Source organism: Glutamicibacter sp. NPDC087344 (genome assembly GCF_044744225.1).
In the GTDB taxonomy this organism is placed as follows: domain Bacteria; phylum Actinomycetota; class Actinomycetes; order Actinomycetales; family Micrococcaceae; genus Glutamicibacter.
Genome location: NZ_JBIUXY010000004.1, coordinates 288,700 through 310,769, shown reverse-complemented (window position 1 = coordinate 310,769; position 22,070 = coordinate 288,700). Strand labels below are relative to the sequence as shown.

Genomic DNA, 22,070 nt, shown 5'->3' with positions numbered 1-22,070 from the left:
GGACACACTCATGAGTAGCTTTGAATTCGTAAACGGACACCAATTCATCAACGGCCAGTTCATCCGCGGCGAAGGAACGGTGTTGACCCGAATCAACCCGGCGACCGGGGCACCACTGATTGAGGTCGATACCGCCAGCACCGCCCAGGTGGATCTGGCGGTCAAGGCCGCCGCGACCGCATTCACCACATGGTCCGCGTTGACCCCCGGCGAGCGTTCTGATCATCTGTTGTCCCTTGCCCGCGAACTTCAGGCGAAAGCCGAATTGCTGGCCGACGTGGAAACCGCGCAGACCGGGAAAACCATCCGGATGTCCACGCAGTTTGATGTGCCCGGTTCAATCGACAATGTGAACTTTTTCGCAGGGGCGGCCCGGAACTTGCAGGGGCTGGCGGCCGGTGACTATGCGGGAAATACCACCTCCATGGTGCGACGTGAAGCCATCGGGGTGATTGGTTCGATCAGCCCGTGGAACTATCCTTTGCAGATGGCCGCCTGGAAGGTGCTCCCGGCGATCGCCGCGGGAAATACCATTGTGCTCAAACCCAGTGAGCTCACCCCGGGCACCTCGCTGCTTTTTGCGCAGGCGGCCAAGGATGCGGGGCTTCCGGACGGGGTCATTAACGTGGTGGTCGGCGGAGGACAAGAAGTCGGCGAACCGCTGGTGCGTCATCAGCTGGTGAAAATGACCTCCTTTACCGGTTCCACCGCGGTGGGGCTGAAGATCATGGCGATGGCCGCCGAAACCGGCAAACGTGTGCATTTGGAACTCGGCGGCAAAGCCCCGCTGGTGGTTTTCGACGACGCAGACATCGAGGCAGCCGCTCACGGCGCCGTGGCCGGGTCAACCATCAACGCTGGGCAGGACTGCACCGCGGCCACCCGCGCCTACGTGCATTCTTCGGTGTTTGAAAGGTTCACCACGCGTGTGGCGCAGCTGATGGAAGCCATGGTGGTGGGCGATCCAACCGACCCTGACACCGATATGGGCGCGTTGATCAGCGAACAGCATACCCGGAAGGTCGCCAGCATGGTTGAGCGGGCGGTGGCCGACGGGGCTACCGTGCTGGCCGGCGGTGTGCGAGTGGACCGGCCGGGCAACTTCTACCGGCCGACCCTGATCGTCGGGGCGGCGCAGGACTCGGAGATTGTGCAGGATGAGGTGTTCGGGCCGGTGCTCGTGGCATTGCCCTTTGAGAGCGACGAACAGGCAATCGAACTGGCCAACGACACCCCCTACGGTCTGGCCGCCAGTGCGTGGACCAAGGACGTGAACCGCGCCCTGCGCGCCAGCGCCGAAATCCAAGCGGGATGCGTGTGGATTAATGAGCACATCATCATCGTTTCCGATATGCCGCACGGCGGCTACAAGGCCTCGGGCATGGGCAAGGACATGAGCCAGTACTCATTTGACGAATACACCAACATCAAACACGTGTTGATCGCCCATGACACCGCGGCCCACCGCCAGTGGCAGGACACGGTATTTAAGCAACGCTAGAAATTAGCGCTGAAAACTGCGCAACAGCTGTCCCAGTTTATCCGTCGCGACCCCGGGTTCGGTGGTGGCGAAAAAGTACTGGGACAGCTGTTTTTGCCGTCCGGACACGCCGGAGGAAGCCAGTGCGACAACTTGGTCGGCCAGCCCATTGGCGTTGCCCAAAAGCTGGTCCGCGGGCAGTCCCTGGCGTAATTTGCAATCGCGCTCTCCGGCCAAGAGCAGTGGCACATTCAGCGCCACGGCGTCATAGGACATCGCGGAAATATCGCAGATCGCCACATCGGCCCAGACCAGTGATTGGCCGGCATCCGTGGTGGGATCCAGCAACGCCGTGTAATTGGATTTCAGCGCGGCGATGGACTTGCGGGTGGCCACCGAGACATCCCCGGTTTTGGGGTGTGGCCGGAAGCGGACCTCAATACGGGGATCGGCCTGCAGCTGGGCCAGAATCCGTTCCCCCAATGCAGTGACCGATGAGTAGGCCATGGCCTGGGAGTCTCCCTCCCAGGTGGGCGCATAAAGCACCCGGATTTTGCTGCTCGGCTCACTGGGAGTCAGTGCATCAAGCTGCGGGCGGCCGATCTGCACCAGGTGTGAAACATCGAAACGAGGGATGGATTCGCGGATGCGATCCACGGCTGCCGGCCCGGCCACGCAGGCGAAGTCATAGGCCTTGAGCTGGTTGGAAACCATGGAAGCCTTTTCGCTCTCCCCATGATTCAGGTGGATGTGCGCCGGGCCGTTGAACCGCAGCATGGTGAAGTTCCGCTGCGAATTATTCACATAACAAATCGCCGTGGCCCCCATACCCGAGAGCCGCTTTTCGATGTTTTCCATGGAGCGGCTGAATAGGATCGGCAGGTTGGTTGTTTCCAGGGCTTTGCGCGCACTAAGTGCATCCATCACCACCACACCGGTTGCCAAGCCCTGTGAATTCAAACGTTCAAAGGTTTCCAGCCAGGTCTCCAGCTGATAAAACTGTCCGGGTCCCTCCGCGAAAAACAACACCACGTCGGCTCGTTCCAACTCCCTGGAGGCATCACCGATCTGGGCCCGTACCGAGCGCTCGGCCAGAATGGATTTTGCTTTGCCAGCGGCTTGATTAATGGGAGTTGGAATCAACGGCATGGATTAATCCTACCGAGGCTTTAGCCTTTCAGGGCGGAAGCTAGGGACTCGATGTTTCCCCGCATCCAGTCCAGGTAGGTTGAGTCATCCGTAATGGTTTCGGTGAGTTCAACCACCGGCACACCCGAATCTTGGGCTGCCGAGCGCAAGGACTGGGTTTCATTGCTTTCGGTCTGTGCGTTGTACACCATCAGATCCACACCCTTGGAGGTGAGCAGATCATCGGCATTTTTGAGGGTCAACGGGGTGATTCCTTCCCCCTCCTCAATAGCTTCGCTCAGGCCTTCAGGGGTTTTGTTCACCATGCCAGCCTCACCCAGCAGGTGGAAAGGCACTGGCTCGGTCATCAGGTAGCTTTTGCCGCTCAGCCCGGTCGCGGCCAGCTGCGCGCTGAGTTCATCGATTCCGGCGTCAAAGGTTTTGGCGTTGTCGGCGTAGGCCTGCGCGTTCGCCGCGTCCTGCTTTCCCAATTCCGCAGCCAATGCGTCAGCGAAGGCGCTCATGGATTCCAAGTCGTACCAGACATGCTCGTTGTATTCGGCGTGCTCGTGAGCATGCTCCTCGGCCTCGTCATGCTCGTGAGCATGCTCTTCACCTTCCTCATGCGCGTGATCATGGTCTTCGGTTTCCTCGACGGCTACCGGAGAGGTGTCAACCACGTGCAGCAGTGTCACCTGATCCAGCTGCTCCTTGGGCAGCGACTGGACCAGCGTGTCCATAAAGGTGTCATATCCCCCGCCATTGGCTACAACGATGTCGGCATTGGAAATGGTGAGCTTATCCCGAGCGGTTGGTTCGTAGGAATGCGGATCCTGCGCGGTGGAGGTGATGATCTCGTTGACCGTGGCGTGCTCGCCGGCAACTGCCTCGGCAATCTGCGCGTAGACATTGGTTGTGGCCACGATGTTCAGCCCGGAGGTTTCCGGTTCGCCCTGCGCTTGGGTGGAGCAACCAGACAGTAGCAGGCCAGCGACGGGAACCAGGGCGAGCGTGGTGAGCAGCGAACGAGATTTCACAACAGTTCTTTCTAAGACGGAATGCTAATGAGAACTATTCTACATTACTCATAAGAATGATTCGCACTTAGGCTGCCCGGCGCCCGCTGGTCTTCAGTGTTTTGCCGTGGGCTCCGCCGGTGCCGGTGGCCTTGACCACCAGGACCGCGATGGCTGTGGTCACCGGAATCGCCAGTACCAAGCCGATGGAACCAATCAAGATTCGGATCACTTCCTCAGCCATTTCCCCCGAGCTCAGGGTGGTCCCGAATCCCTGGTTGCTCAGGGCAGCGATGGCCAGCACCGGCAAGGCGGCTCCGGCGTAGGCGAAGGCGATGGTGTAGACGGTGGAGGCGATATGGTCGCGCCCAATGCGCATCCCCCGCAAAAACAACTCGGTAGAGCTGGCTTTCGGCGCGGATTCGGCCAGCTCCCACACCGTGGCCGACTGGGTGATGGTCACATCATTAAGCACACCCATCCCACCGATCAACACACCGCAAATCAGCAAGCCCGGCAAGGAAATCTGCGGTGCCACGGTAGAGAGGGTCATGGCCGATTCATCATGGGCGCCGGTCAACGCCGCGGCATCCGTGAGCCAGACCGCCAACCCCGCGGTTACCGCCAGCCCAAACAACGTGCCGAGCAACGCAGTAGATGTTTTTGCATTGAGTCCGTGGGCAAAATATAGCGCCACAAACATGATGGCCGTTGAACCGGTCAGCCCCACCAGGATGGGGTTCCCGCCTTCCAGCAAGGCCGGAATCATGAACATGATCATGAAGGCAATGCCACCGATCAGCCCAATCATGGCCCTGGTGCCACGCCACCCGGCCACGAGCACCACCACAATGCCGTAGGCGATGGCCAGCAGGGCCATGGGGAAAGTGCGTACGAAGTCCACAAAAACGTAGTTGGTCCCCGAATTCGACCCGACATTCGACAGGTCCAAGTAACGGAGCGAGTCCCCGGCCCGGGCATCACGAGATTGCAGCGTTTCCTGGGGAATCTCGATCTGGATTTCGGCGCCACCGTCATCCGGCATCACATAGGTCACGGTGCATTCGAGCACTTTGCCCCCGACGTCTTCCAGCCCTTGGGAGGACGGGCAGTCTTGAAGCACCGACCGGGTGACCGTTCCGGTGGCCATCACCGCACCGCTGGCGGTATCGGTGGCCCCGGAGAGAGCGAACTTGTCATAGTTTCCCTGCGGCCACAGGACGATCACCATGATCAGGGCCAGGGCACCGACCGGGGCCAACAGGGCCCAGAGAATGATCGAAGCGCGGCGCCGGCGCTTGGGATCCTGGAGGATGGGTTCATCATGATGGTGGTGGCCCACGGGCAGCTTCTCCGCATCGGTTGAGTCGGGTAGGTCGAGCTCAAGTCTAGCCAGCCCAGAACGGAGAAAGCTGTCAATGCTTCAAGGATGAGCGCAGAGATCCTCCGGAAGGTTCATACCTTTCGTGGCCAAGCCCCGGGAGAATAGAACCATGAGCATGACATCAAATGTGGGCAATCCGACCCCGAGCGTGGATGGCGTCGAACCGCAGTATGAGTATCACCAGCTCCTGCGGCGTGATGAAAATTACCGCTGGTGGCGGCCGTTGGCCTTCCTGGGAACCGCCTCAGGCTTTTTTGTAGTTCTTTCAGTTGTTGTGGCGATCATCAGCTTCGTCATGATCATGCTGAGTCCTGCGTTTTGGAGCAACGATACCGAGTTCCTCGATAGCCTAGACACCATAGACATGGCTGACCCCATGATGTTCACGTTCCTCATGATGTCGCTGATTGTCATGATTCCAGCGGTGTGGTTTGCCTATCTGCTCCTTGGTGCAAAACCCGTAGGGCTGCTGCTTTCCGTGGCAGGGCGGATCCGGTGGGGGTGGATGGGTATCGCCTTCGCGGTGAGCGGGATCGTTTACGCAACCTACTTCGCCCTCACGTTTGTCCTTGATGCGGTGGGCGCCGGCGGCGGGATAGAAGTACCGGCCAGCAGCATTCCTTCCAGCCCGTTGTTTTATGCGTTACTGGTTATCCTGCTCACCCCGTTGCAGTGCGCCGCCGAAGAGCTGGTGTTCCGCGGTGCGTTTATGCAGATCATCGGTTCTTGGCTGAAACACCCGCTGTTCGCGATCCTGCTTCCGGTTCCGTTGTTCACCTTTGGACACGTTTACGACATCTACGGGCTGCTCGACGTGGCCATCTTCGCCATCGCCGCCAGCGTGCTCACCTGGCGCACCGGCGGTCTGGAGGCTGCGATCGCCGTGCACGTGGTCAACAACACTTCACTGTTCCTGCTTGGCGCCGCGGGGCTGGTGGATCTGAACGCCACCGGGTCCGACCTGTTCTCGCTGATGATTTCCGGCACCATGACCACGGTGCTCACCGTGCTGTTGTTGATGGTGGCTCAGCGGAAGAATATCCAGCGGACCGTCGGTCCGGCACCACGCCGGCGACCTGAGCAGCACCTGTTGCAGCCTTGGCCCATTGCCTATCCCATGCCAGATGCCCAGCAGCCCTATTGGAACCCGCCTTCCACCACACCCCCGGCTGCATGGCCACCGGCCGATCCCCGGGGCGGTTATGAGGCGCAGAACTTCACCTCAAACGACCAGGACCCGCTCAGCCCGCCCGCGGGCGAGCAAGAACCACCCAATGAGAACCGCACCGGTCCCTGACCTGCCTTGACGGCAAGAAGCCTGGACAAAGATTAAGCGTGGGAATGCGACAACATTCCCACGCTTGGTTGGTTAACGGTGATTTTAGGCCTTGGCCCACCGGAGCAAGGCGGCAATACCGGCTCCGTCTGGCATTTGAATCTGGGGGACGTAACGAATTGTTGCATCCGTCAGAGCGGTGGCCCTTAACAAAACCTCAGGTGCCGGCCATTCACCGACAACCAGCTCCGCGTGATCATCTCCTTCTTGGTGCGCAACCCATGGTTCCGCGCTCAGGGCCCGCAAGGTGTGCTCATCCTGGTACTGGCCAACCAGCACTATTTCGGCCTGGGCCGACTGCAGGGCGGTGACAACTTCGTCAAGCCCCACGGCAAGCAGCGAGCGTCCATTACCTGCCTGCGCCGTCACCCGTGCCTCCAAATCTGCAACAGCTGCGGCTTTCACCTCATCTACGAGTTTTGAAATATGTTGTTCAACCTGTTTGCTGTCTGCCCCTCCCGTACGCGTATGGGCATCAATGACTTCCACATAGTCCTGCAGGGCCACAGGCAATGCGGCAGCGACCGCTTCACGGGCTTTGATGTCCCCGGAGAGAATAATCAAACGAACGTAGTTGTCACGCGACATCTCACTGATCAGCTCGGCGACTTCCTCCGTGTTGCGCCGAATCATTTCATCCGCCGCAGCCTGGGCCTTGGGCTGGTCGTATTTGCCCGGCACCTTGCGGGCGTGATGAATTTCTTCGGGTGCCCCAACGATGCCTCGGCTCGCAATCCGTTCCGGTGAGTTTGTGTTGTAGAAATGGACCTCCCCGCCATCACGCCCAACCTCTGCCACCAGGTAGGAAAATGATCCGCCTCGCGAGCGCGCCAACGGGGTGAAGTTCGGGAATGGCCCAACATCCACCGACGGCGAATCAACTTTCAGCCCCGGCAGTAGTTCGTTGAGCAACACTTCGCCGTCATGCACCGCGATAAATCGAGCTACCGGTGCACGCATCCCTTGCGCGGGTTCAAGCGCACCGGTCACTGCACTAATGTCCGATGCGGAGGCCTGTTGGCTTTTGAGAAGTTTTGCCACGTCGTCGGGAAGCCGGTCGGCAGCCTCTTGAGCGGAGGTGTTCCCCAACGAAGCATCAACCAGTGCGGTGCTCCACGGGCCGGTCTTTCGATAGAGCGAAGCGTCGATTCCATTAGAATCCGCGCGTAGTGCCATGCTGACTCCCTTCCGCACGCGACTCCCGCCGCGATGCGACTTGATCCGTGGCACTAACCTAACATCACTATTCAGATGCAGGAAGAGGAAAGCGGAAACTATGTTGTAGTTACCGAGAAATCAGCATGGCGCAAAGTTTTACCAGCGGCCGCGCCAGTACTGTGCCGGAGCTGCCAAACTCGCTCCCAATCGCTGAGCAGCGCGGTTGGGCCACTGCGGGTCCCCCAGGGCTGCCCGGCCGATGCTCACCCCATCGGCTTGGTGCGTGACAAGGATTTGTTCTGCCTGAACGGCATCGGTGATCCCGCCAACGGCCGTGACAAATGCGTCTTCAGGAAGCGCTCCCTTGACTGCTTGGGCCAACGGAATTTGGTAGCCCGGGCCGCTGGGACCCTTGAAGGGGCCGATCCCGGCGCTTGAGAGGTCGAAGGCGCGTACCCCAAGGGTGTACAGTTCGGCGGCCATCCGGGTGGTATCCGCAATCCTCCACCCTCCCTCAACCCAGTCGTCTCCGGAAAAACGAATTCCCACGGCCTTGTCCTGCGGCCACACCGCAAGGATCGCCTGGACGATCTCACGCAGATACCTGGTGCGGTTCTCCCAACTGCCACCGTATTGGTCGGTGCGCTTGTTGGTCAGCGGAGAGAGGAACTGGTGAATCAAGTAACCGTGCGCCGCATGGATCTGGATGAAATCAAAACCGGCTTGGTCGGCCCGCTGCGCCGCGGCGGCCCAGTCTGTCACGGAGTCCGCAATTTGCTCGACGGTCAACGCTACCGCTGGGTTCAGCGAATGCAGCTCGCTGGGCGAAGATGTCAGCGTCTGCCAACCACCGTCTGCTGCGGTCAGGCTCCCGGTTTTTCCGACGGCTTCAAGTTCCTTGAGCCAGCCGTAGGTGGAGGCCTTGGCCCCTGCGTGAGCGAGCTGTATCCCGGCTGCGGCACCCTGCGAACGGATGTATTCGGTGATCGGTTTCCAGGCCGTGGCCTGTTGATCATTCCAGATGCCAACATCCAGGTCCGAAATACGCCCCTCGGGTGCCACCGCGGCCGCCTCGGCGATGACCAAGCCGAAACCTCCCTGTGCATGGGAACCCAGGTGCACCAGCTGCCAGCTGGTCGGCACCCCATCACGTTGCTCGATGGAGTACTGGCACATTGGAGGGAGCACCGTCCGGTTACGCAGCTCCAAACCCTGACCCGCACGGGTGGGGATGGTGACTGGGGTAAAAATTTTACTTTGAGGCATGGTAGGTATGACGCTCACAGCACGCGAGTTATTCCTTGCGCGCGCGGTGAGCGTCATCCTGCGGACTTCTTGGTGCAGGCAGTTATCCGAGGATCAGCATTGCGATGCTCAGGTAGACGATCAGGCCTGCCGCATCAACGAAGGTGGAAATAAACGGATTTGAGAACACCGCCGGATCAGCCTTGAATGTTTGTCCGATGATCGGCATGATTCCTCCCACCGAAGCTGCAATGGTGCACAGGGCAATCAAGGTCAATCCGATGACCCACGCAATCTGTATCTCGAAGATCGCCGCGGTGAGCAGGAACCCGAGACTCCCGAGGCTCAGCCCCAGCACCAGGCCAACCCTGATCTCGCGTAGCAGCACTTTGCCGATATCGCGGCTCCTGACCTCGCCCATGGCCAGAGCTCGGGTCACGGTCGTCGCGGCCTGATTGCCGGTATTGCCGCCAATCCCCACAATGAGCGGAATAAATAGGCTGAGCACCACCATTGACTCCAGGGTTTCCTCGAAGCTGGACAGCACCTGAACCGTCAGCGTCGCCCCAATCGCCAGGACCAGCAGCCAGAGAATACGCGAGCGGACCATGGCCCCGATGGGTGTGCTCAGATACGGACGGCTCAGTGGCTCCGCGCCCGAGGTGCGAGCCGACCGGGTCTCCTCTGCGTCTTCCAGGATCTGGGTGGCTTGGGTCCAATGCAGCACCCCAACCAACCGGTGCTCGCTGTCGACTATCGCGCCGAGTTCCTGGTGGCGATTGACCATGTGCCGCGCGGTCTGCACCGCGGGGTCGGTCACCGATGCGCTAAACACCGATCCGAGCAGTTCGCCAATGAGTCGCTGCGGTTCGGCGGCAATCAGCTCGCCCAGCTGAACCGCTCCCAGCAGGCGGCGATCGTGATCGATCACCAGCACCCGATCAGTTGCCGCGCGCTCTGTACTCTTGGCACGAAAACGCTCGATGCTCTGCGCGGCACTCAGCTCCGGATAGGTCGTGACAAAGTGAGGTGAAACGAACCTTCCGATGGAGGTTGCCGGGTAGCCCAGGATCACACTGGTTTCGTGGCCGTTGGTTGCATCCAAGGTCTTCAAGAGGCTCGAGGCGACAGCCGCGGGAAGCTCATCGAGCAGGGCCACGCGTTCGGCGGCTCCGATTCCAGCGAACACGTCCACCACCTCGTGGTGCCGCAGTCCCTGAATCAGGGATGCCTGCAATGGCGCATCGAGGTTTTCAAAAACTTTCAGGGCTCGTGATTTATCCAGCAGCCGGAAGGCTACCGCTGCCTCGGGGAGGCTGAAGCTATCGAAGTGTTCGATGATCTCGATTGGGTCTAGCTCGCGCAGCACCGCGGCCAGTGAGAGAAGATCCGCGGACTTGAGGGACGAGTGCAAGGTGTGTGAAGTAGTCGAGAAGTCTACGTTCTGAGAAATGTGCATGTCTTTTCCAAACGTGTCGTTTGGCGCAGAAACATGGGGATCCTGCCGCGCCGAGGGCGCGCGGAAACGTGAAAAATCAGGGAGATAAATCTACTGAATGAGATGCTGTTCTGCGCAACTGAATGAGAGCCATTCGCGAACTCGCAGACATGCAGGCAGGTAAACCGAGAGTTGGTTTACCCGCTAAGACTTGTTCCGGGGAGATCGCGTGAACATAGATCGACTTGGTCCGTCGTCCATATGATCACCTCCTCCTGAACATGGTGGTATCTGGCCCACCGGCTGTATCCAGTTGTATCATCCAATCGATCAGCTGTCTGCCAAGGGTGCCGGAACTCACAGTTCCGCCAAAGACACCCAGGGTGGAGCTTGATCAAGGCTCCACCCCGTGGCTCTCAGAGCTTGTTAGGGCAAGTCGAGCAGTGGATTAGCATTCCACGACGTTGACGGCCAAACCACCCATCGCCGTCTCCTTATACTTATCACTCATATCCTTACCCGTCTCCCGCATCGTAATAATCACCTCATCCAACGTGACATGATGCTCACCATCACCCATCAACGCCATCTTCGCCGCATTCACCGCCTTCGACGCAGCAATCGCATTACGCTCAATACACGGAATCTGCACCAACCCACCAATCGGATCACACGTCAACCCAAGGTTATGCTCCATCGCGATCTCCGCAGCATTCTCCACCTGCGCCGGCGTCCCACCCAAAATCTGCGCCAACCCACCAGCAGCCATCGACGAAGCCGAACCAACCTCTCCCTGACACCCCACCTCAGCACCGGAAATCGACGCCTGCTCCTTATACAGCACCCCCACCGCACCAGCAGTCAACAAGAAGTCCACCACCGCATCATGAACCTCAGACTCATCCCAATACTTCGCCCCCGGCGCATAATGCGTCGCGTAGAACAACACCGCCGGAATGATCCCCGCAGCCCCATTCGTCGGAGCGGTCACCACCCGACCACCCGAAGCGTTCTCCTCATTCACCGCCAACGCGACCAGGTTAATCCACTCCTGCCAAAACACCGGATCCCGGTCCTTATCCTCTTTGCGCAACCGCTTATGCCACTCCGGCGCCCGACGCCGCACGTTCAACCCACCAGGCAACACCCCGGTACGCACCAACGCTGAATCCTTGCACTCCTCCATGACCTCATAAATATGGATCAACCCCGCACGGATCTCCTCCCGCGTCCGGTAGGTCTCCTCATTAGCCATCATGATCTCCGCAATGGACTTCCCCGAAGACCGGCAATGCTCCATCAACGCCGCCGCGGTACCAAACGGGTACGGCTGAGCCTGAACCTGCTGCACCAAATGCTTCTCAAGGCTCTGCTCCGCGCCCTCCCGCACAATAAACCCGCCACCCACGGAGAAGAACGTCTCGTTAGCTAGTTCCTCCCCTTGGACGTCCAAGGCGATGAACTTCACCCCGTTGGTATGCCGAGGCAGCACCGTCAGCGGGTGCTGGATCATGTCTTCCACCCGGTACTCCAGGTCTTTGCGGTGTCCGAGCTGGTCAGCGAAGCGCAGCAGGCCGGTGGCCTCCATGTCTGCCAGTCGTTCATCGACCTCGGTGGGCAGGATCTTTTCCGGTTCGTAACCTTCCAGTCCGAGCATGATCGCGGTGAAGGTTCCGTGTCCTCGGCCGGTGGCGGCGAGTGACCCGTACACATCAACCCGGATGCTTTCCACCGCGGGCAGCTGTTGATCGCGTACCAGCTGCGCAATGAATGCGTGTGCTGCACGCATTGGTCCCACGGTATGGCTGGACGAAGGTCCGATACCGACCGAGAAGAGATCGAATACGCTGACCGCCATAACGGATCACATCCTTAGATCTTAGGATCCGGTGCTCTCCCGGATCGTAGTGTGTAGTTCAGGGAATTTTCCCTGTGCTCGTTTTTGTGCCACAATTTCTGGCACTGGATAGACTGAGGGCCCGAAAAGCGCGTTTTTCCCGCTTTCCGGGCCCTCATCTTCGTGTGAAGATGTTACTCGGAAACCTTCGCCAGGTCCGGGTACAGTGGGTGGTCCTGGGCCAGCTTCAACACCCGATCCTTCAACGCCGGCAACACCGAAACATCCCCCGCAGCACCAGCAATCAACGCCTGAGCAATCACCTCAGCCACCTCAGCAAACGCAGCCTCAGAAAAACCACGCGTCGCCAACGCCGGAGTACCAATACGCAACCCCGACGTCACCATCGGCGGACGCGGATCAAACGGCACCGCATTACGATTCACCGTGATCTCCACCTGCGCCAACAAATCCTCAGCCTGCTGACCATCCAACTCAGAATCACGCAAATCAACCAACACCAGATGCACATCCGTACCACCGGTCAACACACTGATCCCCGCCGCAGCCACATCAGCCTGAGTCAAACGCTCAGCCAAAATCCGCGCCCCAGCCAAGGTACGCTCCTGACGCTCCTTGAACTCAGCCGACGCCGCAATCTTGAACGCCACCGCCTTGCCAGCAATCACATGCTCCAACGGACCACCCTGCTGACCAGGGAACACCGCCGAATTCAACTTCTTCGCAATCTCCGCATCATTCGAAAGAATAATGCCGCCACGCGGACCAGCCAACGTCTTATGCGTCGTCGAGGTCACCACATGCGCATACGGCACCGGCGACGGATGCAACCCCGCAGCCACCAGACCGGCGAAGTGAGCCATATCCACAAACAAGTACGCACCGACCTTGTCCGCGATCTCACGGAACCGGGCAAAGTCCAACTGACGCGGGTACGCCGACCAACCGGCAACAATCATCTTCGGCTGGTGCTCCAGCGCCAGACGCTCCACCTCATCCATGTCCACCACGTTGGATTCCTCATCCACACCGTAAGGAACAATGTTGAACAACCGGCCCGAGAAATTCAGCTTCATCCCGTGGGTCAGGTGGCCGCCATGAGCCAGGTTCAAGCCCAGCACAGTATCCCCCGGACGCACCAACGCGTGATACACCGACGCGTTGGCCTGCGCCCCGGAATGCGGCTGCACATTGGCGAACTGCGCACCAAACAGCTCCTTGAGCCGCTCGATAGCCAAGGTCTCAATCACGTCAACCTCTTCGCAACCACCGTAGTAACGGCGGCCCGGGTAACCCTCGGCGTACTTGTTGGTCAACACCGAACCCTGAGCCTGCATCACGGCCTGCGCCGTATGGTTCTCCGAAGCGATCATTTCCAAGCCGCGCTGCTGACGAGCCAGCTCAGCGTCGATACGCTGCGCGACCTCCGGATCCAGCTCGGCAAGGGACGCAGTCAATGACGCAGAGGCCAAAGATTCAAAAGTTTTGTTAGTCATTACTCGACGTTTCCACCGTTCGCACTAGCGTAATCTGCTGCGGACAGCAGCGGACCTTCGGACTCAACTTCAACGGTGAACAGCCAGCCTGCACCGTATGGGTCTTCGTTCAGGATTGCGGGGTTGTCCGCGGCATCCTGGTTGACCTCGACAATGGTTCCGGTGACCGGCGAGTACAGGTCGGAAACCGACTTGGTGGACTCAACTTCGCCACAGGTTTCGCCGGCGGTGACGGTGTCGCCAACCTCTGGCAGGTCTACGTAGACCACGTCGCCCAGTGCGTCGGCTGCGATCTGGGTGATACCAACCTTGGCTGGTGATGCTGCATCGATCCACTCGTGCTCGGCCGAGTAGCGCAACGATGAAAGAACTTTACTCACGATTTTTCCTCTCCCAAGGGGAAATAGGGGGCGTTAGGCTATGCCCTCTTTGTTTAACGTTACTTGGCGCGGGTGTAGAACGGCAGTTCCACGACAACAAATGGCAAAGTCTTACCGCGCAGGTCGACTTCGAGTTCGGTTCCCACGGCGCTGAAAGCTTCATCAACGTAACCTAGGGCTACCGGGTAGCCCAAGGTCGGCGACGGCTGGCCGGAGGTGATTTCACCGATGACCGCACCGTCCTTGACGATTGAGTAGCCGCCGCGGCCGGCGCGTTTGCCTAGGCCCTTCAGGCCAACCAGCTTGCGTGCCGGAGTCTGCTCGCGCAGTGGTTCCAAGGCGGTGCGGCCAACAAAGTTTTCCTCTTTTTTGAAGGAGACAACCGGGCCGAAGCCTGCATCGAACGGGGTGCGCTCCAAGGAGAGCTCGTTGCCGTACAACGGCATGCCGGCTTCCAGACGCAGCGAGTCACGGGCGGCCAGGCCGCACGGAACCAGCTCGTGGTGCGCGCCGATCGCCACGATGGTGTCCCACAGCGCTTCGGCGTCTGCGTTTTTGACGATCAGCTCGAATCCGTCTTCACCGGTGTATCCGGTGCGAGCCAGGATCACGTCCAGGCCGCCAAGCTGCACATAGGCGGCCGCGTAATAGTTCATCCCGGTGACAATTGCCGCGCTGGCCTCATCGGCTGCGAGCTTCACCACAATGGCCTCGGCGTTCGGACCCTGCACCGCGATCAGCGACTCCTCAGCGGATGCGTCCTGCACAACGACGTCAAAGCCCTCGGCGCGTTGCGCCAGTTCGGCGGCGACGACCGGCGCGTTGCCGGCGTTCGGAACCACCAGGTACTTCTGCTCTTCCAGGCGGTACACGATCAGGTCGTCAATGATCTTGCCGTCTTCGTTGAGGATCAGCGAGTACTTGGCTTTGCCAACCTTCATCAGGGCGAAGTTGCCGGCCAGCGCGGTGTTCAGCGCGGTGGCGGCCTGCGGCCCGGAGATCCAGACCTCGCCCATGTGGGACAGGTCGAACAGTCCGGCGGTGGAGCGCACTGCCTTGTGCTCGGCAAGCTCGGAACCGTACTTCAGCGGCATGTCCCAGCCGCCGAAGTCGGTGAAGTTGGCACCCAGCGCTTCGTGTTTGCCGTGCAGCGCGGTGTATTTGGTGATGGTTTCAGTCATCGCGATGGTCCTAGTCTTCGAACGCTTCAGGAGCAGGGCAGGAGCAGATCAGGTTGCGGTCTCCGCCGGCGCCGTCGATGCGGCCCACGGCTGGGAAGTACTTGTCAACCTTGAGCCGGGCTACCGGGAAGGCCGCCTGTTCGACGGTGTACTTGCGGTTCCAGTTGCTGTTGACCACGGCGGCTACGGTGTGCGGTGCACGGCGCAGCGGCGATTCCTCCAACTCGTAGACGCCGGCAAGCACCTCTTCCATTTCCTGGCGGATGGTGATCATGGCTTCGATGAAACGCTCGATCTCTGCAAGGTCCTCTGACTCGGTCGGCTCCACCATCAGGGTGCCGGCGACCGGGAAGGCCAGGGTCGGTGCGTGGAAACCGAAGTCGATCAGGCGCTTGGCCACGTCTTCAGCGGTCACACCGGTTTTGGCGGTGATTTCGCGCAGATCCAGGATGCACTCGTGTGCTACCAGGTCCTTGTTGCCGGTGAACAGGATCGGGAAGTGCTCGTTCAGGCGCTTGGCGATGTAGTTCGCGTTCAAGATGGCGTGCTTGGTCGCGCTGGTCAGCCCCTCGCCGCCCATCATGGCGATGTAGGCCCAGGAGATCGGCAGGACGCCGGCCGAGCCGAAGGCGGTGGACACAACCGGCACGCCGTCGCGCTCGGAGTAGGTGCCCGAGGCATCGCCCGGAAGGAACGGCACCAGGTGCTCGCCCACGCCGATTGGGCCGACACCCGGTCCGCCACCGCCGTGCGGGATGCAGAAGGTCTTGTGCAGGTTCAGGTGCGATACGTCGCCGCCGAACTTGCCCGGCTGGGCCAGGCCAACCAGGGCGTTCATGTTGGCGCCGTCGATGTACACCTGTCCCCCGGCGTCGTGGATCTTGCCGCAGACCTCGCGCACGTCGGCGTCGTAGACACCGTGGGTGGACGGGTAGGTGATCATGATCGCGGCCAGCACGTCCTTGTTCGCCTCGATCTTGGCGTCCAGGTCGTTGGCGTCGATGGTGCCGTCAGCCGCGGTCTTCACCACCACAACCTTCATCCCGGCAAGTACCGCGGAGGCGGCGTTGGTGCCGTGGGCGGAGGCCGGGATCAGGCAGACGTTGCGCTGTCCCTGGCCACGCGAGGCGTGGTAGTCGGAGATGGCCAGCAGGCCTGCGTACTCGCCCTGGGAGCCGGCGTTTGGCTGGATGGAGACCCCTGCGTAACCGGTGATCGCGGTCAGCCGGCCTTCCAGGTCGGTGATCAGCTCGCGCCAGCCCTCGGTCTGAGCCGATGGGGCGTACGGGTGGATGGAAGCGAATTCCGGCCAGGTGATGGATTCCATCTCCGCGGCCGAGTTCAGCTTCATGGTGCACGAGCCCAGTGGGATCATGGTGCGGTCCAACGCCAGGTCGCGGTCCGAGAGGCGGCGCAGGTAGCGCATCATCTGGGTTTCGGAGGAGATGGTGTTGAAGATCGGATGGGTCAGGTAGTCGCTGGTGCGCACCTGGCCGGCCGGGATTTCGTAACCTTCGGGAGCGGAAAGCTCAACACCGAAGACCTCTGCCAGGGCCTTGACGGTCCCGGAAGTGGTGGTTTCATCGGTGGAGATGCCGACCTGGGTGTCCGAGACCTTGCGCAGGTTGATTCCTGCGTTGTTGGCCTTGGAAATGATGTCCTCGACGTCCTTCACGGTGACCACCACGGTGTCGAAGAATGCCTGCGAGGCAAGCGCGAAACCGCCGGCGGCCAGCGAGCTGGCCAGCACGCGGGCGTGGTTGTGGGCGCGGGTAGCGATCTGCTTCAGGCCTGCCGGGCCGTGGTAGACGGCATACATCGAGGCGCAGATGGCCAGCAGCGCCTGGGCGGTGCAGATGTTGGAAGTGGCCTTCTCGCGGCGGATGTGCTGCTCGCGGGTCTGCAGTGCCAGGCGGTAGGCGTTGGTGCCGGCGTCATCCGTGGAGACACCCACCAGGCGCCCTGGCATGGAGCGTTCCAGGCCCTTGCCGACGGCCATGTACGCGGCGTGCGGGCCGCCGAAGAACAGTGGAACACCGAAACGCTGGGTGTTGCCCACCGCGATGTCTGCACCCTGCTCACCCGGAGCGGTGATCATGGTCAGCGAGAGCAGGTCGGCCACAACGGTCACCATGGCGCCGGCCGCCTTGGCGGCGGCGATGATGCCGGTGTGATCAGCGATCGATCCGTCGTTGCCTGGCTGCTGCAGCACGATGCCGGAGATCTCGCCTTCTGGCAGGCCTGCGGACAGGTCGACAACCTCAACCTCGAAGCCCAGCGCGTCGGCGCGGCCCTGGACGACCTTGATGGTCTGCGGGAAGATGTTCGAGTCCAGAACGGTTTTGCCGTTGGCCTTCTTCTTGTTTGCGCGGCGCATCATCAGCACGGCCTCGGCGGTGGCCGACGATTCGTCGAGCATCGAGGCGTTGGCGATGGGAAGACCGGTCAGATCCATGACCATGGTCTGGAAGTTCAGCAGGGCTTCGAGGCGGCCCTGGGAGATCTCCGGCTGGTACGGGGTGTAGGCCGTGTACCAGGCTGGGTTCTCAACGATGTTGCGGCGAATAACCGCCGGGGTGATGGTGTCGTAGAAACCCTGGCCGATCATCTGGGTTTTCATGACGTTCTTGGACGCCAGCGCACGCAGGTGGGCCAGTGCCTCGGTCTCGGTCAATGCGTCCGGGATGTCCAGGGCGGCATCCTGGCGGATGTCGGCGGGAACTGCCGTGTCGATCAGCTCATCGAGGCTGTTGTAGCCAAGAGTCTGAAGCATGGTCTCGACGTCGGACTGACGCGGGCCGATGTGGCGGGACACGAATTCAGTGTTCGTGTTAGCAGAAGTCTGCGTGATGGTCATGGTGCAGGTGTCTCCATGGGGATCTGTCTTGGCGCATGCCAAAGGAAGGTCGCTGTCCCTCCCCATCCCTGTTGCACAACCTGAGAGTTTTACACAGCCGGCCTACCAAGCCGGTTGCTTGCACCTTCGGTGAACCGGAACGGGCCGGTTACTTTCCAGAGTTGCCTATTGATGGCGGTACGGGGGCCTGAGAGTTTCCTGGGGAGGAATTGCTCCTACGGCGCCCATCCATGGTGTGAACGGGTCTCTCCCGCCATCCTTCTATGGCGCTGGTTGCAGGCCAGAGACCTGCAACACATGTCCCATGATACCTACCCCGGAGCCAACTGCAAATAATTTTGTGGCTCCGGGTCGGTATATGAAGCGATCCGCTGCTTTCAAGCACCCAAATGGATATAGTCCGGGTACTTGGCATTCAGGCTGTCGCCCGACGAAGTACCAGTCAGGCGGCGCTTGACCCACGGACCCAGATATTCTTTGGCCCAACGAAGGTCTTGACGAAATTTTTCGCCGCGCGCATCCACCGGTACCGTGGCAAGTATTGGCAGCTGAATATCCGACGCCCAGTTTCCTGCGGTGATTCCGTGATTTCCCAGCACATCCAACACCTTGGATGCCATCAGGGTATGACCGGCAGAATTCATGTGAAGTCGGTCAACGGCCCAGTAGCGGAGATCCGAGAACTCTCGCCACCGCCAATAGTCGGCGATCAGCGCACCGTGCCGATCGGCGATTTCGCGCACTTTTTCGTTGTAGATGGCTGTACGCGGACGAGTTTTGGAGAACAACGCAGAATCGACGGTGTCGAAGCCCGTGAACAGCACAACCTTGGACCCGGATTCCGCAAACCTTTTAACCATTCCGTCGTACCCGCGCATCAGCGCTTCAAGGTCCGCCTTGGGACGCAGGATATCGTTGCCGCCGGCATAGACGGTCACCACATCCGGTTTCATGGACAAGGCGAGGTCCAATTGCTGATTGATCACCTGCCCGATCTTTTTCCCACGGATCGCAAGGTTCGCGTATTCCCAGTCCCCCCGGGCGCACAGCACTTCGGCGACCCGGTCAGCCCAGCCGCGCACCTGGTTGGGGCGCAACGGGTCTTCGTCTCCCACACCTTCGGTGAAAGAGTCTCCCAATGCCAGAAACTTTGCCATGTTCTGCCCTTCTAGCCCTTGGCTTTCATCATCTTGCCGATAATTATTTGGCGCGCCAGCTGGCTGAGCTGGACACCGGTGGAAGTGCTCCGCTCACCCTCGTGGCGTGAGGGGATATAAGCGAAGCCCAACTGATACGCGGGATCGGCGAAGGCCAGGGAGGAGTTTGCCCCGTCGTGGCCGTAGGCGAAAATCGATCCGTAGTTATTGCGGGCGGTGGCTTTCATGAAGCCCAGGGCGAAGGCCTGCAGCAAGCCACTGGTCCGGTCGTGGCCGTAAACCAGTTCGGTCGATACTTGTGACCAGGTGTCTTCGGTCAAGAATCCGCGGCTCACCCCGAGTGATGGAACCGGTCCGAAGGACGCGGCGTAGATGGCTGCCAACGACCGGGCATCGGCCACGGCCCCCATGGAGGCCGGTCCAAGCCGGCGCACCTGCTTAGCATTGGCCAATTCATGCCAGTTGTACACCGGACCGCTGTCCAGTGCGAACCCTGAGGCCGAGTTGACCGCAAGCCCAGCTGGGGAGAACGGGTCGAAGAACTCCTCTTGGCCACCCGCACCTGGCAACACGTCCCGGTAACGGGATTCCAACGATTCGTCCTGCCCAATATAGGCGTCGACACCTAACGGCTTACGAATACGTTCCTCGTAAACGTCCTTCAGTTCACGACCGGTGACCCGGCGGACCAATTCCTCCATGAGCACCCCCATGGTGATGGCGTGATAACCCACGATGTTTTGCCCCAGCGGCCAGATACTGGGCATGGAAGCCAGGATCTTGGCGTATTCGGCAGAATTCATCAGTACCTGGCTGGGAACCCCGCCGGGGACACCCAAAACGCCGGCTTGGTGGCTGAGCACTTCCCCCACCGACAGGCGTCCTTTGCCGTGTGTTCCGAACTCCGGCCAATAGGAGGTGATTGGAGCCGCTGGGTCCAGTATTCCGTCCTGAACCAGCAGCGCGATCACCAGCGCACTCAAACCCTTGGTGCAAGAAAAAACACAAGTCAGAGCGTCACCAGCCAGGTGCTCGCCTACGCTGTGGCTCAAAACCAGTTCGCCGCGGTGATACACGGCCAGCTGGGCCGAGTACCCCTCTTCGTGCGCCGCGCGTTCCTGCAGCACCTTCTCCAGCGGGGCAAAGTCTTCAGTAGTGACCGATTCCATTTACATCCTTCAGAAGCTTGGTTCTTTGCAACTAACACTAGTAGGCGCCGGGAAAATTCGCAGACTTTGCCAGTATCAGCGAACGCTAAGGAACCCGCACCGCCCGCATTTTGGTGCGAAGATAATCACTTACTCTCAAAAACCAAAAAACACAAGACTTATTGCTGTTAGCATAGTGAGCGATTTCGCCCAAGTGACGTGGCGGCAACTACAGGCCCTGTGTTCTCCGCTCGAATTACTCAATGGAAAGGCTCCTACGCCTATGACTGCACCCCGAGAAGAACTAGCTACGAGTGACCAGCCAGCCGAGCTGCATCGAGTCATCGGCCCCAAACTCCTGTTGTTCCTCATCGTGGGCGACATTATTGGCGCAGGCATCTTTGCCATCACTGGCAAGGTCGCCGGACAAGTGGGTGGCGCTGCCTGGCTGCCGTTCCTGATCGCGTTCGCCATTGCAACGCTCACCGCGTTCAGCTACATGGAACTGGTCACCAAATACCCGCAGGCCGCCGGTGCCGCCTTGTATATCCACAAGGCTTTCGGCATTCACTTTGTCACCTTCTTGGTTGCCTTCGCGGTGGCTTGTTCGGGCATCACCAGCGCGGCGACCTCAGCCACCTTGGTAGGCCAGAATCTGCTGATCGGATTCGGTCAATTCATCGACGGTGTCCCGACAACTCCCGAAGCCGGAATGTTCGCGGCCATCGCGATCATCGTCATCTTGGCCTTGATTAACCTCCGGGGTGTCGGTGAGAGTGTCAAATTCAATATGGTCCTCACCGTCGTTTCGCTGGGGATCATGGCGATCATCATCGCCATCGGCATTGGCGCCATTGCCAGTGGCCATGGTGATGTCAGCCGGTTGGTGGTCTTTGAGACTCCCGCCGACCGGAGCCTGTTCGCAGCGGTCACCATGGGTACCGCCATCGCATTTTTCGCCATGGTTGGATTTGAAGACTCGGTGAACCTGGTCGAGGAAACCAAAAACCCCAACAAGATCTTCCCCCGGGTGATGCTCATTGGGCTGGGCGTTTGCGCGGTAATCTACATGCTGGTGGCAATCACGGTCATCATGGTGATCCCGACCGGCGATTTGCTCAACCCGAAGAACCCGGATGCGGGAATCCTGCTGGATGTGGTGCGCATTGGCGCACCGGGTCTTCCGGTTGATGCGATCTTCCCGTTCCTGACAGTTTTCGCGGTCGTTAATACCGCCTTGATGAACATGCTGATGGCCAGCCGCCTGCTTTATGGAATGGCCAAGCAGGGTGTGCTGCCACAGGTCCTGGGCAAGGTGCACCCGACCCGTCGCACTCCAACCCTGTCCATCATCTTCACTACCCTGCTGGCTATCGCGCTGGTGGTCTACGTCAATTTGGATACCGGCAGCGGAATTGTCGGATCGCTGGGTGGCACCACCGCGCTGCTGCTGCTTGGGGTGTTCACCATGGTGAACATTGCCCTGCTGGTGTTGCGCCGCGACAAGGCACCAGCTGATGCATTCCGTGCACCGACAATCATCCCGATTCTCGGTGCGATTACCAGTGCGTTCTTGATTGGCCCGTGGGCCCGCTCCCGGGAAGACTGGGTGCAGTACGAAATTGCCGGGCTGCTGTTGGCGTTGGGCGTCCTGCTCTGGGCGGTCACCTGGTTGATCAATCGCATCAACTACAAACGCGGAAACATCTCTTCGAACCCGGGTCACTTCTAACGGGCCGATACGCCCACAGATCCAGCAATCGAATGCCACGCGCATGGCAGGAGTGTCTCTTCCCCAGAGGAGATGT

At 60.1% G+C, this 22,070-nt stretch carries 16 protein-coding genes and 1 riboswitch; of the genes, 3 read left to right on the top strand and 13 right to left on the bottom strand.

Annotated elements, in window-relative coordinates; genetic code table 11:
* Positions 1-10 precede the first annotated feature (10 nt).
* Positions 11-1,501 carry a gamma-aminobutyraldehyde dehydrogenase gene (locus ACIOWL_RS09045; protein ID WP_400383782.1) on the top strand — a complete coding sequence of 497 codons (1,491 nt, stop codon included), beginning with the start codon at positions 11-13 and terminating at the stop codon, positions 1,499-1,501.
* A 3-nt stretch (positions 1,502-1,504) separates the two neighbouring features.
* Here the strand turns inward: ACIOWL_RS09045 and ACIOWL_RS09040 are convergent, their stop codons facing one another.
* The 3 genes from ACIOWL_RS09040 to ACIOWL_RS09030 all read right to left on the bottom strand — a co-directional run bounded on the left by ACIOWL_RS09040 (position 1,505) and on the right by ACIOWL_RS09030 (position 4,966).
* Positions 1,505-2,629 carry a CDP-glycerol glycerophosphotransferase family protein gene (locus tag ACIOWL_RS09040; protein ID WP_400383779.1) on the bottom strand — a complete coding sequence of 375 codons (1,125 nt, stop codon included), beginning with the start codon at positions 2,627-2,629 and terminating at the stop codon, positions 1,505-1,507.
* Positions 2,630-2,649: 20 nt separating this feature from the next.
* Entirely contained in the window at positions 2,650-3,645 is a 996-nt protein-coding gene (locus tag ACIOWL_RS09035; protein ID WP_400383776.1) for a metal ABC transporter solute-binding protein, Zn/Mn family, read from the bottom strand.
* A 67-nt stretch (positions 3,646-3,712) separates the two neighbouring features.
* Positions 3,713-4,966, bottom strand: a complete 1,254-nt coding sequence (locus ACIOWL_RS09030; protein ID WP_400383774.1) for a YibE/F family protein — start codon at positions 4,964-4,966, stop codon at positions 3,713-3,715.
* 151 nt (positions 4,967-5,117) lie between these two features.
* Here ACIOWL_RS09030 and ACIOWL_RS09025 point away from each other — a divergent pair, with 151 nt between their 5' ends.
* Complete coding sequence (locus tag ACIOWL_RS09025) at positions 5,118-6,305, top strand: lysostaphin resistance A-like protein (RefSeq protein WP_400383771.1); 1,188 nt, start codon at positions 5,118-5,120, stop codon at positions 6,303-6,305.
* An 84-nt stretch (positions 6,306-6,389) separates the two neighbouring features.
* Here ACIOWL_RS09025 and ACIOWL_RS09020 read toward each other — a convergent pair whose 3' ends face one another.
* The 10 genes from ACIOWL_RS09020 to ACIOWL_RS08975 form a co-directional block, all read right to left on the bottom strand.
* Positions 6,390-7,520, bottom strand: coding sequence for a hypothetical protein (locus tag ACIOWL_RS09020; protein ID WP_400383769.1), 1,131 nt, complete (start codon positions 7,518-7,520; stop codon positions 6,390-6,392).
* Positions 7,521-7,658: 138 nt separating this feature from the next.
* Complete coding sequence (locus tag ACIOWL_RS09015) at positions 7,659-8,786, bottom strand: NADH:flavin oxidoreductase/NADH oxidase (RefSeq protein ID WP_400383766.1); 1,128 nt, start codon at positions 8,784-8,786, stop codon at positions 7,659-7,661.
* Positions 8,787-8,850: 64 nt separating this feature from the next.
* Positions 8,851-10,206: a magnesium transporter gene (gene mgtE, locus ACIOWL_RS09010; protein WP_400383763.1), complete on the bottom strand. Its 1,356-nt coding sequence runs from the start codon at positions 10,204-10,206 to the stop codon at positions 8,851-8,853.
* A 427-nt stretch (positions 10,207-10,633) separates the two neighbouring features.
* The gene (locus tag ACIOWL_RS09005; RefSeq protein ID WP_400383760.1) at positions 10,634-12,043 is read right to left on the bottom strand and encodes an L-serine ammonia-lyase; all 1,410 of its coding nucleotides are present in this window, start codon (positions 12,041-12,043) and stop codon (positions 10,634-10,636) included.
* Positions 12,044-12,216: 173 nt separating this feature from the next.
* A complete protein-coding gene (glyA, locus tag ACIOWL_RS09000; RefSeq protein ID WP_400383757.1) occupies positions 12,217-13,539 on the bottom strand; it encodes a serine hydroxymethyltransferase in 1,323 nt (440 codons plus the stop codon).
* Positions 13,539-13,919: a glycine cleavage system protein GcvH gene (gene gcvH / locus ACIOWL_RS08995; protein ID WP_400383754.1), complete on the bottom strand. Its 381-nt coding sequence runs from the start codon at positions 13,917-13,919 to the stop codon at positions 13,539-13,541. Before gcvH ends, glyA begins: the two co-directional genes overlap by 1 nt.
* Before the next feature lie 59 nt (positions 13,920-13,978).
* Positions 13,979-15,100 carry a glycine cleavage system aminomethyltransferase GcvT gene (gene gcvT / locus ACIOWL_RS08990; protein WP_400383751.1) on the bottom strand — a complete coding sequence of 374 codons (1,122 nt, stop codon included), beginning with the start codon at positions 15,098-15,100 and terminating at the stop codon, positions 13,979-13,981.
* 10 nt (positions 15,101-15,110) lie between these two features.
* Positions 15,111-17,957: an aminomethyl-transferring glycine dehydrogenase gene (gene gcvP / locus ACIOWL_RS08985; RefSeq protein WP_400383748.1), complete on the bottom strand. Its 2,847-nt coding sequence runs from the start codon at positions 17,955-17,957 to the stop codon at positions 15,111-15,113.
* 165 nt (positions 17,958-18,122) lie between these two features.
* A riboswitch (glycine riboswitch) is annotated at positions 18,123-18,220 on the bottom strand.
* Between the two features lie 114 nt (positions 18,221-18,334).
* Positions 18,335-19,114, bottom strand: coding sequence for an SGNH/GDSL hydrolase family protein (locus tag ACIOWL_RS08980; protein WP_400383745.1), 780 nt, complete (start codon positions 19,112-19,114; stop codon positions 18,335-18,337).
* 11 nt (positions 19,115-19,125) lie between these two features.
* A complete protein-coding gene (locus tag ACIOWL_RS08975; RefSeq protein WP_400383742.1) occupies positions 19,126-20,283 on the bottom strand; it encodes a serine hydrolase domain-containing protein in 1,158 nt (385 codons plus the stop codon).
* A 262-nt stretch (positions 20,284-20,545) separates the two neighbouring features.
* Here ACIOWL_RS08975 and ACIOWL_RS08970 point away from each other — a divergent pair, with 262 nt between their 5' ends.
* Positions 20,546-21,994, top strand: a complete 1,449-nt coding sequence (locus ACIOWL_RS08970) for an APC family permease (protein ID WP_400383741.1) — start codon at positions 20,546-20,548, stop codon at positions 21,992-21,994.
* The last annotated feature ends 76 nt before the right edge of the window (positions 21,995-22,070 follow it).